General features: G+C 39.1%; 14 protein-coding genes. 7 read left to right on the forward strand and 7 right to left on the reverse strand.

Annotated elements, in window-relative coordinates; all coding sequences use genetic code 11:
* Positions 1 to 8: 8 nt before the first annotated feature.
* From floA to proS, 3 genes are all read right to left on the reverse strand, one after another.
* On the reverse strand, positions 9 to 1,022 hold the full coding sequence (gene floA / locus Q4534_RS13415; protein ID WP_014020566.1) for a flotillin-like protein FloA: 1,014 nt from the start codon (positions 1,020 to 1,022) through the stop codon (positions 9 to 11).
* Between the two features lie 3 nt (positions 1,023 to 1,025).
* Complete coding sequence (locus tag Q4534_RS13420; RefSeq protein ID WP_303613656.1) at positions 1,026 to 1,487, reverse strand: NfeD family protein; 462 nt, start codon at positions 1,485 to 1,487, stop codon at positions 1,026 to 1,028.
* A 375-nt stretch (positions 1,488 to 1,862) separates the two neighbouring features.
* The gene (gene proS, locus Q4534_RS13425) at positions 1,863 to 3,344 is read right to left on the reverse strand and encodes a proline--tRNA ligase (RefSeq protein ID WP_303613657.1); all 1,482 of its coding nucleotides are present in this window, start codon (positions 3,342 to 3,344) and stop codon (positions 1,863 to 1,865) included.
* Between the two features lie 132 nt (positions 3,345 to 3,476).
* On the opposite strand from proS, the gene Q4534_RS13430 reads away from it, so the two are divergent.
* The gene (locus Q4534_RS13430; RefSeq protein WP_303613658.1) at positions 3,477 to 4,826 is read left to right on the forward strand and encodes a hypothetical protein; all 1,350 of its coding nucleotides are present in this window, start codon (positions 3,477 to 3,479) and stop codon (positions 4,824 to 4,826) included.
* 274 nt (positions 4,827 to 5,100) lie between these two features.
* On the forward strand, positions 5,101 to 6,582 hold the full coding sequence (locus Q4534_RS13435; protein ID WP_303613659.1) for an OmpP1/FadL family transporter: 1,482 nt from the start codon (positions 5,101 to 5,103) through the stop codon (positions 6,580 to 6,582).
* On the opposite strand, the gene Q4534_RS13440 is transcribed toward Q4534_RS13435, so the two are convergent.
* Genes Q4534_RS13440 through Q4534_RS13450 form a run of 3 tightly spaced genes read right to left on the reverse strand, consistent with a single transcriptional unit; the run spans position 6,565 to position 8,742 of the window.
* Positions 6,565 to 7,098, reverse strand: coding sequence for a shikimate kinase (locus Q4534_RS13440; protein WP_303613660.1), 534 nt, complete (start codon positions 7,096 to 7,098; stop codon positions 6,565 to 6,567). The two genes, Q4534_RS13435 and Q4534_RS13440, sit on opposite strands and share 18 nt — an antisense overlap.
* The gene (locus tag Q4534_RS13445) at positions 7,098 to 8,204 is read right to left on the reverse strand and encodes a BT_3928 family protein (protein ID WP_303613661.1); all 1,107 of its coding nucleotides are present in this window, start codon (positions 8,202 to 8,204) and stop codon (positions 7,098 to 7,100) included. Before Q4534_RS13445 ends, Q4534_RS13440 begins: the two co-directional genes overlap by 1 nt.
* Complete coding sequence (locus Q4534_RS13450) at positions 8,194 to 8,742, reverse strand: DUF1599 domain-containing protein (protein WP_303613662.1); 549 nt, start codon at positions 8,740 to 8,742, stop codon at positions 8,194 to 8,196. The genes Q4534_RS13445 and Q4534_RS13450 overlap by 11 nt, the downstream gene beginning before the upstream one ends.
* Positions 8,743 to 8,756: 14 nt before the next feature.
* Here Q4534_RS13450 and folP point away from each other — a divergent pair, with 14 nt between their 5' ends.
* Positions 8,757 to 9,641 (forward strand): dihydropteroate synthase, encoded by an 885-nt coding sequence (gene folP / locus Q4534_RS13455; protein ID WP_303613663.1) that lies wholly within the window; start codon positions 8,757 to 8,759, stop codon positions 9,639 to 9,641.
* Positions 9,638 to 10,504, forward strand: coding sequence for a diadenylate cyclase CdaA (cdaA, locus tag Q4534_RS13460; RefSeq protein ID WP_303613664.1), 867 nt, complete (start codon positions 9,638 to 9,640; stop codon positions 10,502 to 10,504). The genes folP and cdaA overlap by 4 nt, the downstream gene beginning before the upstream one ends.
* Before the next feature lie 5 nt (positions 10,505 to 10,509).
* On the opposite strand, the gene kbl is transcribed toward cdaA, so the two are convergent.
* Positions 10,510 to 11,706, reverse strand: coding sequence for a glycine C-acetyltransferase (gene kbl / locus Q4534_RS13465; protein WP_303613665.1), 1,197 nt, complete (start codon positions 11,704 to 11,706; stop codon positions 10,510 to 10,512).
* 142 nt (positions 11,707 to 11,848) lie between these two features.
* On the opposite strand from kbl, the gene Q4534_RS13470 reads away from it, so the two are divergent.
* The 3 genes from Q4534_RS13470 to Q4534_RS13480 are packed head-to-tail and all read left to right on the forward strand — an operon-like array spanning position 11,849 to position 14,019.
* Complete coding sequence (locus Q4534_RS13470) at positions 11,849 to 12,802, forward strand: NAD-dependent epimerase/dehydratase family protein (protein WP_303613666.1); 954 nt, start codon at positions 11,849 to 11,851, stop codon at positions 12,800 to 12,802.
* A gap of 4 nt (positions 12,803 to 12,806) precedes the next feature.
* Positions 12,807 to 13,295, forward strand: a complete 489-nt coding sequence (locus Q4534_RS13475) for a copper resistance protein NlpE N-terminal domain-containing protein (RefSeq protein WP_303613667.1) — start codon at positions 12,807 to 12,809, stop codon at positions 13,293 to 13,295.
* Positions 13,296 to 13,338: 43 nt separating this feature from the next.
* Entirely contained in the window at positions 13,339 to 14,019 is a 681-nt protein-coding gene (locus Q4534_RS13480) for a sugar-binding protein (RefSeq protein ID WP_303613668.1), read from the forward strand.
* The last annotated feature ends 315 nt before the right edge of the window (positions 14,020 to 14,334 follow it).

The following is a 14,334-nucleotide window of genomic DNA, read 5'->3' on the forward strand; positions in this document are numbered from 1 at the left end:
CTTTCTTTTTATTTATTTTTATCATTACCCCGAGACCTATCCGAGGATTTATTTTCATCGGATTTGGCAATTGAATCCCTCATACTGGTATCAGATTTCACATTTTCCATTTTATAATAATCCATAACTCCAAGATTGCCTGTTCTAAAGGCATCGGCAATCGCTTTTGGGACTTCAGATTCAGCTTCAGTAACTTTAGCTCTCATTTCCACATTTTTGGCTTTCATCTCCTGCTCCAAGGCTACAGCCATTGCTCTTCTTTCTTCTGCCCTTGCTTCGGCAACTTTCAGATCTGCGGTAGCTTGGTCAATTTGAAGTTTTGCCCCAATATTTGATCCCACATCTATATCTGCAATATCGATCGATAAAATCTCAAAAGCTGTCCCTGCATCCAGACCTCTCTCCAATACAAGTTTTGAGATCTTGTCAGGATTTTCCAACACACTTTTATGATTCTGAGCAGATCCGATAGAGGTAACAATTCCCTCACCTACCCTTGCCAAAATAGTCTCCTCCCCTGCTCCACCTACAAGCTGAGCAATATTTGCCCGCACCGTAACTCTCGCTTTGGCAATAAGCTGGATACCATCAGCTGCAACAGCGGCTACATTGGGGGTATTAATTACTTTTGGATTGACAGAAATTTGTACCGCCTCAAAAACATCTCTACCAGCCAAGTCTATGGCCGTAGCTTGTTTAAAAGATAGACTGATATTGGCCTTGTCTGCAGAGATCAATGCCCTTATCACATTGGGCACATTACCTCCGGCAAGAAAGTGTGTTTCCAGATCATTGGTGGTAAGGTTTAGGCCTGCTTTGGTAGCTGTAATCAGGGAATTGACAATCACTCCCGGTGGTACTTTCCTTATACGCATTCCTACCAATTCCAAGAGGCCAACTTTCACATTTGAAAATATGGCTGTAATCCAAAGGTTAACTGGAACGAAGTATAGGAAAACAAAGAATATTATTAGTCCGCCAAAAGCTGCAACCAATATTAATACTGAATTTGAAATATCCATGATTTAAGGTTTTATGATGATTTTATTGTTTTCAATTTTAGTAATGGTAATGTTTGTCTTGGAAGAAATAAAACCTCCTTGGGATTTGGCCTCATATATTTTATCCCTTATAATTATTTTCCCATAAGGCTTGCAGTCTGAAATCGTTTCTCCTTGTTGACCAACTTCAAGACCTAGTAATCGATCATCATAGGTTCTTCCCTTTACCGTACTCTTCAGTGCAAACCGATCCCACACACCGGATTTAAACCCGTATATAATGAACCCAATATTTATTGCTCCGGAGGCAAAGAGAACGCTGAAACCAACTGTGGCCGAAAAATTATCGAATGCATGATAGATGCCAAGTGCAGTAAAGACCAGGCCTAATATGCCCACGATTGTCGTTCCGGGAACAAAAATAACTTCCAGCATTATCAACAGTGCGCCGAAAACAATTAAACTTATTAGTATCAACCAGTCCATGAATTACATTTTAACAAGCCAAACCCTACTTGTTTTGGTAGCTTTCTGTAAAATTACAAGATTTCATAACAATAGAAAGCTTAATGAAATGAATCATTTGTCTTTCTATATTATTTAACCTAAAAAGTTCATGGTAAATTGTAAATGAGTAATGGTTATTAATTAATGGTTAATTGTTAATTGATAATTAACAATTTATAATTAATAATTCCGTATGTTCAATCTGTTTTATCGAGTAAGCTCAATATAGAGGAGGGGATAAAAAAAACTGAATTTTGGAAAAAGTGTTGATCTATGCACCAACACTTTCCCAAAATCCAGTTCTTATACTAGTTAAGCTAAAAATTTAGCTTTTGCTTTCTATACCTTATAAAACTAATAAGCCTTAGCGAAAAGCACTCTCCCTGTTGAAGGAGCTCCTGTTAGTATGCATTTGCCCTCCTCTTGAACCTGATCTAAAGGTATGCATCGAATGGTAGCCTTTGTCTTTTCCTTAATTTTCTCTTCAGTTTCAGCTGTACCATCCCAATGAGCAGAAACAAACCCTCCTTTATTGTTCAAGGTTTCAACAAATTCTTCCCAGCTGTCTACCGCTGTTGTTTTTTCCTCGGTAAAAGATTTGGCTTTTTGATAAATACTGGATTGAATTTCGTCTAATGTTTCTTTGATTTTACCAATCAAATCCTCTGTCTCAAAATTCACCAGGGTTTTAGAAAAATCGTCCCTTCGGGCCATTTCCACTGTTTTATTTTTGAGATCCCTCGGACCAATACCCAGCCTCAAAGGCACGCCTTTTAGCTCGTATTCAGCAAACTTCCACCCGGGCTTGTAAGTATCCCTGTCATCAAACTTCACTGAAATTCCAATTTCATCCAATTGATCCACTATTTCCAGTGCTTTTGCCCTTATCTCGGCAAGCTCTTCCTCACTCTTAAAAATTGGAACGATTACTACTTGAATAGGTGCCAACTTGGGAGGCAATACCAAACCTCTGTCATCAGAGTGTGCCATGATTAAGGCTCCCATCAATCGGGTACTCACACCCCAGCTTGTCCCCCATACATGATCTAGACCACCATCTTTGGTAGCAAACTTTACATCAAAAGCCTTGGCAAAATTTTGGCCTAGAAAATGGGATGTACCTGCCTGAAGGGCTTTTCCATCCTGCATCATGGCCTCAATACAATAAGTCGATTCAGCACCTGCAAATTTTTCACTTTCACTTTTCACTCCTTTTATAACAGGCATAGCCATGTACCGCTCTGCAAAATCTGCATAAACGTTCATCATCTGCAATGTCTCTTGCTCTGCTTCTTTTTTAGTCGCATGAGCAGTATGTCCTTCTTGCCATAAAAACTCTGCAGTCCTAAGAAACAGTCTTGTTCGCATTTCCCAGCGAACCACATTGGCCCATTGATTAATAAGTAAAGGTAAATCTCTGTACGATTGAATCCAGTTTTTATAGGTGCTCCATATTACCGTCTCGGAGGTAGGCCTCACAATTAATTCTTCTTCAAGTTTGGCATCCGGATCTACAATGACCCCTTTCCCTGATTCATCTGTTTTCAGACGATAATGAGTGACAACTGCACACTCTTTAGCAAAGCCCTCCACATGACTCGCTTCCTTGGAGAGATACGATTTTGGTATAAACAATGGGAAGTAAGCATTGGTATGTCCGGTTTTTTTAAACATCCGATCTAACTCTGCCTGCATTTTTTCCCATATACTAAAACCGTATGGTTTAATCACCATACAGCCCCTGACAGCACTATTTTCAGCCAAGTCCGCTCTTTTAACCAATTCATTGTACCACAGGGAATAATCCTCACTACGTTTCGGTAAACCTTTACTCATTATTATTTCTTTGTTGTAATAAAAAAACTCTTTATCTTAGAATCGTGATTTGTGACAAATATAAATTAAAAAATGATAACCCTCTTGCTATATCCTCGTATATAGTAGGTGAGGAATAAACTAAATATCAATATGATTAATTTTAATCCAATTCGGACAATGGGTGCATTTGCGATTTTAGGCCTAGCAGCCTGTAGCACCAGCTACCAAGCCAGTAACATGGGCGGGGAAGTCGACAATTTGTACTTTATGGCTTCAGATGCAAGAATTGCAACTGAATATGCTGTAAGTAATAATAATCCGGAAAACTTTAAGGAAATTGAACAAATCCGCGATATTGATGGAGAAGTGGAGAACTTTTCTGCCAAGAACGTCAACCCGGAATATATAGCTAAATATCAAAGTTCAGCAGTGCCAGCTGCAGAGGAATCAACGGTATATTTTGATGATTCGGAAGGCCAAACTGAATTTGGCACGGATGATCCCAATATAAATGCATACGACAACTACTCCAATTATAATGGAAGTGGATCTGTAACCAATAATTACTTCATGAACCCAATGATGGGATTTGGAATGTCTTCCATGATGATGAGAAGCATGTACAGCCCCTATTACGGTTTTGGAGGTATGGGTTATTATGATCCTTTCTTTAACTCCGGATTTGGGTTTAACTCAGGTTTTGGGTTGATGCCAAGATTTGGCATGTCCTTGGGGTTTGGTTTTGGAAATCCTTATTACGGCAGTGGTTTTGGGTTTTATGATCCATACATGGCTTACGGTTTAAGATCAGGATTTGGTTATTACGGACGTGGTCTTGGTTATTATCCAACAGTAGTCGTTTTACCCGGAGGATCTGAAGCCAATAGGAGAACCGTTGTACAAGGAGCAAGACCTTACAGATCTTCTTCACTTGCTAATGCTACAACATCAAGTAGAAGCAGAAGCATTGCAAGTCCAACTGCTTCCAGAGCTTCAGCAAGAAGAGAAGCAATGTCAACAAGCTCAAGCGCTGTTTCTAGAAACAGGTCTACTGCTACCAGTAACTCTTTTAGCAGGTCTCAAAATGATTATTATAATGCTGCATCTGCAGCTCCTTCCAGGAGAAACATCAATAGCCCGGCCATGAATAGGTCAGGAAACACTTCTACAAGAAGTAGCTACGGCACAAGCAGAAATACCAACAGTACTTATAGGTCTACAGCACCTTCTAGTAGCAGATCAAGAACCTACAGTGGATCATCTAGCAGCAATAGCAGGTCTCAGTATGGTACATCAAGATCTACAAGAAGTTCTTCTTCATCACCTTCTTATAACAGAAGTACAAGAACGAATTCGTCAACGTATCAAAGATCTACTAGCCCTAGCAGATCAAGCACATATTCTTCACCATCACGTTCTTCATCTTCCTATAGCGCTCCAAGAAGCTCAGGAGGATCATCTAGAAGTGTTGGTAGTAGCAGTAGTAGAAGAGGGAATTAATTCCCTCTTTTTTTACTTTTATTCCTCCCCAATGTCATTCAATACTTTTTTATGCTTTGAATTCCGCCTTAAAATTCAAAGTCATTTTCATCTATACCCAATCACCTAAATACCTGCACTTGAAATAACGTTTTACCTAACCTAATTGTGGCAATTTCCGTTTGGATAGTATCGCTACATTAATCAATACCTACTTGGAGATTTGGAAGCTTCATGATCTGCTTCCTTATCAAATTAGGATTAAAACAAAAAACAAGGATTTAATATAATTGACATGAAAGGATTTAAATTGATTTTATCTTTATCTGCTTTGCTTGCCTTACATATTAGTGAGACAAGGGCCCAAAGCGGATATGCTGAAGACGCTTTACGATTTAGCCAATTCGGGTCTACCGGAACAGCAAGAATTAATGCGCTTGGAGGAACAGGGAATTCTCTTGGAGGTGATATAAGCAATATACATAACAATCCTGCAGGATTAGGATTTTACCAAAATTCAGAGTTCAGTTTCACCGCTGCATACAGTGACTGGAATGCAGCCACATCATTATTGAACCAAACAGAAAACTTTAATGCAACCAATTTTTCCATACCAAACCTTGGGGTGGTCATCAGCAAAGCAAAAGCCCCCCTTGAAGTAGGTGACTGGAGAGGAGGTTCTTTTGGTATCAGCATCAATAGACAAGCCACTTATAATAATGACTTTGGGTATTTCTCAAGTCAAGATGGCCAAGGCTCTATCCTTGATTATTACGTAGATGATTATAACAATTATGGCGTTCCGGGTGGAACGGACGGTTTGTTTTTTGATGCATTCCTTATAAACCCTATTGAAGATGGAGACGGATATGTTCTATCTCCAAATGCAGATGAATCATATCCGGTAGAGAAAATGGAAAAGGTAGAAAATGAAGGATCCATGTCCGAGATTAATTTCTCCTACGGGGGCAATTATAAAAACAAATTGTTTCTCGGCGCTTCACTTGGAATCAACTCCGTATCTTTCAGGTCCACCAAGACCTACAATGAGGAATTCTTTGATGATAACAACCAGACTTCTCTTTTCAGTTCTCTACAAGAAAACCTATACTTGAGTGGCACAGGAGTTAATCTTGGACTGGGCGTTATTTACAAGCCCGTAGATGAGCTAAATGTAGGATTAAACTTCAAATCCCCAACCTGGTACCAAATCAATGAGGAATACGATGCCGATATTTTCGCGAATTTTTACCCCCCATATCAGGATTCCCAATATGGAAGTATCTCTGAATCTGACGCCCAAACAGACATCTTTGTAAGTAGTTATAACTTAAGAAGCCCAATGCGTTTGGGTGGTGGTCTCACCTATTTCTTTGGTAAGAATGGTTTTATTACCGCCGATGTTAATTATTTGGACTATAGTTCCGCTAACATCCGATCCAATGTATTTAATCCGGAAATGGACAACCAGGATATCAATAATTTATACGGCCAAACGATCAACTATAGCTTGGGTGGAGAGTTTAGGTTTGACATGTTCAGACTAAGAGCAGGCTATGCTTATTACGGCGACCCATTAGCTAATCCGGGTACCACTGACCGAAGCACCAACCAAATCTCTGGAGGAGTGGGTGTGAAACTGTCCGGTTTCAGCATAGATTTTGGCCTAGTAAACAGTAAGTTTAATGGCTATTATTCCTCTTATCCGGGTGCTGACCTTGCGGTCATTGACAACAACAGAACTACAGGTATGCTTACCCTAGGGTTTAGCTTCTAATAAGGGCAACCAATTTGCTATCAACAACTCAGGGGAACTGTCTTCTCCCCTGAGTTTTATTTTTGCCTTTTCGTAATAGGCATTTCTTTGGGAATGCATATCCTTCAGTTTGAGAATGATTTGAGGGGTATCAAGACTAGAGAACAAAGGCCTTATGGCCACCTGGGTATTGGTTAACCGCTCCAGAATATTATTTAAAGGAACATCCAAATAAACAGAAACCCCTTTTTTGTTAATCAAGGCCATGTTTTCATTATAGCAAGGTGCACCACCTCCTGTTGCCAAAACAAAGGTCTCCTTTTTATCAAGGACTTCTTCCAAAACTGAAGTCTCCAATTTTCTAAAGTATCCTTCGCCTTTAGATGAAAAGATTTCAGAAATTGCTTTCCCTGCCTTGGCTTCAATTAAATCATCCAAATCATAAAAAGGCCAATTTAACTTTACTGCGAGGGACTTTCCCAAAGTAGACTTCCCACTCCCGGGCATTCCTACCAATACAATTTTCTTTGCATCCATTATTTGGAAAATATAGTTTGAGCTATTTCAGGTGTGGGAGCATTTCGATAATGAAACTTTTTAAGCACCGTTCCTTCTTCAAGAAAAACCAATCCGGGATTGGACCTAATAATGGTTTTGACTACAGTAGCATCAGCCATATAAGAGCTTACCCGAAGGCCTTTTTCCTGCAAAAATTCATTCATCTTTTCTTCAGATGAAGCGGCTACCCAATGTACATTCACAGCTGTTCCCTGAAAAGAATTAATTAATGCACTAATTCTATCCAGTTCCCCTACTGAAAGCGTTATTTTATCAATATTGCTGGATAAGATCAACAGTTGCTTGCCTTGAAGTATTTCTTCCGTATGGTCACCAGCCTCATTCCATATGGCAAAATCCGATATTTTTGGTAAAACTTCAGGGTTTTTCAAAGTCATTTCTACGAAAGTTAAACTTTCATCACTGGGATATTCATCAAATACAAGCTGCTCGCCATCTTTCTCCATTAAGTAAGAATATTTCAAAGCCGCTGAGGGCTGCATGGCTTTGGAGATATTTACCCCTTCTTTAAAGGCCCTGAAATCAATAAAGGGAAGGTTTCTTATGGAGTAAATCGCCAATACCAAAGACATTACAAATGCACCTATGGTAAGCCATTTGCCAAATATATTGTATTTCATGGGCAAATACTTTCTAAAGACCAGCATAAACACAATCATCACCAGCAAAACAATATCTTTATAAAAGGATTCCCATGGAGTCAACTTGATCGCATCACCAAAACAACCACAATCCGTTACTTTATTGAAATAGGCGGAATAGAAGGTGAGAAAAGTAAAGAATAGAATCATTGCCAGCAAAAGGAAAATGGCACGTTTCAATCTCCATCCCACTAAGAGCATCACGCCCAAAGCCACTTCCACCACTACCAAAAACACAGATATCGGCAAAGAAATTGCTTTCAAGTGTTCGAAAATTGGAGCTATATCCGTTGCAAAGACATCAAAGTACTCCTCCATTTTAATGGAAGTACCTACCGGATCATTTACTTTGATAAGACCTGAAAAAATAAAAAGCCCTCCTACAAGTATTCTAGAAATTAAGACTAATGTTCTAATTATCATTTTGGTTCAATTTAATCATACAGAAAACAGCATAATTGAGCATGTCTTGATAATTGGCCACTACCCCTTCAGAAACAATTGTTTGTCCTTGATTGTCCTCAATCTGTTTTACCCTGTACAGCTTCATTAAGATGATATCTGTAATAGAAGAAACCCGCATACCTCTCCAAGCTTCTCCGTAATCGTGGTTTTTATTGGCTAAAAGATCTTTGGTTTCCTCCACCCATTTGTCATATATGGGTTCTAATTCTTCAAAAGACAATTCCATTCTTGGATCAGCAAGCAAATCATTTTGCATAAGTGCTATAAGGCAATAATTGATGATCCCGATAAATTCGTCCTTAATGGGGTCCATTACCTTCTGTGTGCCCTTTTCCTGAATGGATCTAATCCGTTGTGCTTTTATGAAAATCTGGTCTGTCAGGGAAGGAAGTCTCAAAATCCTCCATGCCGTACCATAATCTTGGGTTTTCTTCTTAAAAAGTTCTTTACAAAGGCCAATAACTTCATTATATTCGCTTGCGGTTTGCGTTTCCAAAGCACCGGTGTTTTATGTTAGAAAATTCACATTCATTATATAAATTCGAAGATACTTTATTTCCCCCAAAAATAACACTTCAAATCAAAGGAAAGCTTTTTACTTTAGACAAGCCATGGATTATGGGGATCATCAACAGTACTCCTGATTCTTTTTACGACAAGAGCAGAACGACGGGTCAATCGCAGGAGGTTTTGACAAAAGCAGCAAAGATGATTGAGGAAGGTGCGGATATTTTAGACATCGGCGGCTATAGTTCTAGACCGGGTGCTGCTGCAGTGTCGGAAAAAGAGGAACTTAATAGAGTAATTCACGTTATTAAGAGTATAAAAGACAATTTTCCGGACATTTTGATTTCTATTGATACTTTTAGAGCCAAAGTGGCCAAAGAAGCTGTCAAAGCAGGCGCTGACATGGTTAATGACATCTCTGGTGGAGGTTTAGATCCGGAAATGTTTGCAGCAGTAGGTGGTTTAGGGGTTCCTTATATTTGCATGCATATGAAAGGAAACCCTCAAACAATGCAAAATTTTTCCGAATATGTTGACATAAAAAAAGAAATTGGATATTTTTTTTCGGAAAAAATTGAAAAGTGCTATAAAGCTGGCATAAAAGATGTAATACTTGATATTGGACTGGGTTTTTCCAAGACATTGGAACAAAACTACAGGCTTATACAAAATTTTTCTTATTTTAAATCATTGAAGCTGCCGCTATTGATCGGAGCATCGAGAAAATCGATGATATATAAATTATTAAAAAACAGCCCTGAAGAGGCGTTAAACGGGACCACAGCCTTGCATATGGCTGCCCTTATAAACGGCGCCAAAATAGTAAGGGTACATGATGTAAAAGAAGCAAACGAAACTTTAAAAATATATAAACAAATCTATACTTGAATCTACTCTTTAAAATAGGTTTTCTAGACATTTCTCTGGTCAATCTTATAGACATTACACTGGTAAGTATACTGATTTATCAGGTTTATAAATTGATGAGGGGAAGTGTGGCCATTAAGATTTTTTTAGGCTTTCTTTCCATTTATCTGATTTATTTGGTTGTAAGTGCGGCTCAAATGGAGCTCCTGACCATTATTTTGGGCCAATTTATGGGGGTTGGTGTATTGGCCGCAATCATTTTGTTTCAGCAGGAAATCAGGAAGTTTCTCCTCATTGTGGGTAAATCTTCCATATTTTCTAATGAAAACTTATGGCAAGAATTATTATTTTGGAGGAAAAGAGAAAGTCAGGCATTCAATGTTACTCCTATTATTGAAGCTTCCAAAACATTATCAGGGAGTAGCACGGGAGCCTTAATTGTGATTTCAAAGAATTCTGAATTAAAATTTTATGCAGAAAGTGGTGACTTGATAGATGCAGTAGTCTCTAAGCGACTATTGGTTTCTATTTTCAACAAGTACAGCCCCCTGCATGATGGTGGTGTGATTATTTTTAATGGGAGGGTAAAAGCAGCAAGGTGTATTCTCCCTGTTACAGAAAGAGAAGTACCTGCACAATTTGGGCTTCGCCACAGGGCAGCCATAGGCATGTCCGAAGCCACTGATTCACTGATCCTAATTGTCTCCGAAGAAACCGGACAGGTTTCCTTGGCAAAAAATGGAAAAATACTGCACAATCTTTCTTTTCAAGAAGTCAGGGAAATGATCAATAATTACCTGACCGGAGAGGAGATTGATGACAAGTTTGAACCCTTGACACAATCGGAAAAAATGGCTGAATTAAAGCGGATCTCTGAACTTTAAAGTTTTTATTCAATTACTCCCAGAGATTTCCCCACCTCACTAAATGCTTCAATGGCACGGTCAAGATCCCCTCTCTCATGGGCAGCTGATAACTGGACCCTGATTCTTGCTTGTCCCTTTGGCACTACAGGATAATAAAAACCAATCACATAAATGCCCTTCTCCAGCAATTCACTGGCCATTTTCTGGGCCAATGGCGCATCGTAAAGCATAATGGGTACAATCGGATGTGTCCCTTCTTTGATGGCAAAACCCGCCTTTTGAATACCTTCCCTGAAATACATGGTGTTTTCTTCCAGCTTATCCCTTAAAGCAGTGGTTTCTGATAAGAGATCAAAAATAGCTATGGAAGCACCGGTAATGGCAGGTGCCAAGGTATTGGAAAATAAATAAGGTCTGGATTTTTGACGAAGGGTAGCAATTATTTCTTTTCTACCTGAGGTAAAACCTCCGGAGGCTCCACCCAAAGCCTTACCCAAGGTCCCAGTTATGATGTCTACCTTGCCCATCACTCCTTTAAGTTCATGTACCCCTCTACCCGATTGCCCAAGGAAACCGGTTGAATGACACTCATCAGACATTACCAAGGCCCTGTATTGCGCTGCAAGGGCAACAATTCTATCCAACTGAGCGATGGTCCCATCCATGGAAAAAGCCCCATCTGTCACGATTATTTTATGTTTGGCTCCTTTTTGATCAGCCGCTTTGAGTTGCTCTTCAAGATCTGCCATATCATTGTGCTTGTACCTAAAGCGCATGGCTTTGCACAATCTCACCCCATCTATAATGGATGCATGATTTAAAGCATCTGAAATAATTGCATCTTCAGCACCTAAAATAGGTTCAAACACTCCTCCATTCGCATCAAAAGCTGCTGCATAAAGAATGGTATCTTCTGTACCTAAAAATTTTGAGATCTTATCCTCCAAAGTTTTATGGATGTCCTGAGTTCCACAAATAAATCGAACAGAAGACATCCCGTAACCATGACTATCGATGGCAGCCTTGGCTGCTTCAATCACCTTGGGATGACTTGAAAGCCCCAGGTAATTATTGGCACAAAAATTCAATACTTCACTCCCATCTTCAAGGGTGATTTTTGCCCCTTGTGGAGACTTTATGATTCTTTCACTTTTGTATAACCCTTCATTTTTGAGGTTATTCAGGTCTTTTTGAAGTTTTTCTCTCAATGTGTCAAACATAAGCCAAAAATCAGTTTAATGATGTAATTAGGTAATGGGTTTAAATTATACTTAAACTTACGATTTTCAGGGAATAATGACACATTATTGTAATAAAATTCTGAAATTGGCAGATGAGACACAGTAAATCAAAATAAACCCTATGAATAAAATACTGGTAACCGGAGCTGCAGGACAACTGGGAACTGAATTGACACAGAAACTTTGTGAGATCCATGGATCTGAGGCCATTATTGCTTCTGATATTAATCAAAATTCTTCAACAAAATTTTCATTTTGCCAATTCATGGTACTCGATGTTATGGACAAAATCAGTCTGAGAAACGCCATTGTCAATGAAAACATATGTCAGGTCTACCACCTTGCCGCTATTTTATCCGCTACCGCTGAACAAAAACCACTTTTGGCCTGGAAATTGAACATTGACAGTTTATTGATCTTATTGGACTTGGCCAAGGAGTTAAAATTAGATCGGATATTTTGGCCATCATCTATTGCCGTATTTGGCAAAGAAAGCCCAAAAGAAAATACAGCTCAAGATGCCGTTCAAACAGCAAATACCGTGTATGGGATTTCAAAAATGGCAGGTGAAAGATGGTGTGATTATTATTACAGCCACCACAATGTGGATGTGCGAAGCCTAAGGTTTCCCGGGCTTATCGGATACAAGGCAAAACCCGGAGGCGGCACCACTGATTATGCCGTAGATATCTTTCATAAAGCCTTGGCCGGACAAGTTTTCCGGTCTTTTTTAGAAAAAGAGACGCGTTTACCAATGATGTATATGCCCGATGCCATTAAGGCCACCATAGATTTAATGCAAGCCCCCAGTGATAATATCACAGTTCGGTCTAGTTACAACCTGACTGCAATGAGCTTCACGCCGGAAGAAATATACCTGGAATTGAAAAAGCATTTTCCCGAATTTAAAATAAAATATCAGCCGGATTATCGCCAAGAAATCGCTTCTAATTGGCCACAAACTATTGATGATCAATATGCCAGAAATGACTGGAATTGGCAACAGGAATATAACCTTCCTGAAATGACTAAAGATATAATTAAAAATTTACCCTACTGGATCGATAAAATATAGTCCCATGAAAAACCAAGTTATTTTTATCCTCGCCCTTTTTGCCTTTGCCTGCGACAGCCCTTCCGAAGAGAAGAAATACGATGGGGCCCCAACTGATAGTGATACCAAAGAAATTGTTCTTGAAAGCACCGGGTCCACCTGGATTAATTACTTAGGAGTGCTCCCCTGTGCAGATTGCGCCGGCATTAAGACGGAGTTGAAACTTGAAAACAGTCCGGAAAAAATAGAACGATCTTTTGAACTATCAGAAACTTACCTGGAAACAAAAGATGGTGACAGAAACTACAAAACCACAGGTTTATATGAGGTAGTCTATGGCCTGGAGGACAATCCGGGCGCCATGGCAATAAGGCTTTTGGATGACAATAATCTACCTTTTAAAAGCTTTCAGCAAGAAAAAAGCGGTAAATTAATCTTGCTGGACCAAGAAGAAAAGCCCATTCAATCCAAGCTCAATTACTCATTAGAAATGGTCGATCCAAAATCCAAATAGTTTTTTGATCAATCAAATATATTCAGATTAAAATTTCTCCCATATGTTCTACAGATATATTGTTTCGATTTCAGTGACATTAATCTTGGCCTCCTGTGCCAAATCTGCGCATACAAATTTATCCATCCCTTTTACTGGGCAGGAGATCACTATGGACGCAGCTCCTGAGGAAGAAGAATGGGTTCAAGCCGTAACTTTAAATAATCTGATTGCTCCTTGGGAAGATGATAGTCCCGATCAGACAAAGTTTAGGGCTTTTGTTTCCAAAAACTATTTTAACTTTATTTTTCAGGTAGAAGACCATTCATTGGTCACACTCCCCTTTGAAAAAGAATTGTCTGTTGCAGGTGGTGATCGGGTTGAACTGTTTTTTGCAAGTGATAGCAGTTTGACCAAGTATTACTGCGTGGAGATGGATCCCAAGGGTAACATTCTCGATTATTCAGCAGAGAATTACCGCAAATTCAATGACCAATGGGATTTCGAAAGCATTGAAGTATCCACAAAAACGACAGATAAAGGTTATGTGGTGGAAGGCAGAATTTCTTTAGGCGAACTAGTGAACTTAGGAATTGGCAGGTCCTTTTACCTTGGGGTTTTCCGGGCAGATTTTAAAAACAGTAAAACCAAAGAAGTCAGCTGGTATTCATGGATAAAACCTCGTAAATCCAGCCCCGACTTTCATATTCCTTCTGCTTTTGGAAAAGCAAGCTTTGCAAAATAATCCTGCAAATCAGTTGCCAAAGGCCCATCTATTGAATTTTAGCCTTCAGTTCTCAATCCAAGATATTTATAAGTTCTGGCTCCATACAAACTTTTTATCTAAAAGGATTTCTATGAGGAAAATCAGTTTAAGGATTGACCAAAAACAACCTATAACCCTTGATTTACAATTAATAACTAATGGTTAGCTTCAGGATGGTATTCAGCTCCCCATACTTTTGCAACGGTTATTTTTTTAAATTATATTGAAAGCTAAAGAGAGAATCATTCCGAACTTAAGGGCGTTTAGCATGAAAATCATGGCAATGGCCCTATT

The sequence above is a fragment of the Cyclobacterium sp. 1_MG-2023 genome, assembly GCF_030546805.1.
Lineage (GTDB): Bacteria > Bacteroidota > Bacteroidia > Cytophagales > Cyclobacteriaceae > Cyclobacterium.

What these genes read in the sequence shown, in the direction of transcription:
- Q4534_RS13470 (WP_303613666.1), top strand. Translation starts at nt 11,849, where the DNA reads ATGAATAAAATACTGGTAACCGGAGCTGCAGGACAACTGGGAACTGAA.
- Q4534_RS13475 (WP_303613667.1), top strand. Translation starts at nt 12,807, where the DNA reads ATGAAAAACCAAGTTATTTTTATCCTCGCCCTTTTTGCCTTTGCCTGC.
- Q4534_RS13445 (WP_303613661.1), bottom strand. Translation starts at nt 8,204, where the DNA reads ATGATAATTAGAACATTAGTCTTAATTTCTAGAATACTTGTAGGAGGG.
- Q4534_RS13480 (WP_303613668.1), top strand. Translation starts at nt 13,339, where the DNA reads ATGTTCTACAGATATATTGTTTCGATTTCAGTGACATTAATCTTGGCC.
- proS (WP_303613657.1), bottom strand. Translation starts at nt 3,344, where the DNA reads ATGAGTAAAGGTTTACCGAAACGTAGTGAGGATTATTCCCTGTGGTAC.
- Q4534_RS13435 (WP_303613659.1), top strand. Translation starts at nt 5,101, where the DNA reads ATGAAAGGATTTAAATTGATTTTATCTTTATCTGCTTTGCTTGCCTTA.
- Q4534_RS13430 (WP_303613658.1), top strand. Translation starts at nt 3,477, where the DNA reads ATGATTAATTTTAATCCAATTCGGACAATGGGTGCATTTGCGATTTTA.
- floA (WP_014020566.1), bottom strand. Translation starts at nt 1,022, where the DNA reads ATGGATATTTCAAATTCAGTATTAATATTGGTTGCAGCTTTTGGCGGA.
- kbl (WP_303613665.1), bottom strand. Translation starts at nt 11,706, where the DNA reads ATGTTTGACACATTGAGAGAAAAACTTCAAAAAGACCTGAATAACCTC.
- Q4534_RS13440 (WP_303613660.1), bottom strand. Translation starts at nt 7,098, where the DNA reads ATGGATGCAAAGAAAATTGTATTGGTAGGAATGCCCGGGAGTGGGAAG.
- Q4534_RS13420 (WP_303613656.1), bottom strand. Translation starts at nt 1,487, where the DNA reads ATGGACTGGTTGATACTAATAAGTTTAATTGTTTTCGGCGCACTGTTG.
- folP (WP_303613663.1), top strand. Translation starts at nt 8,757, where the DNA reads ATGTTAGAAAATTCACATTCATTATATAAATTCGAAGATACTTTATTT.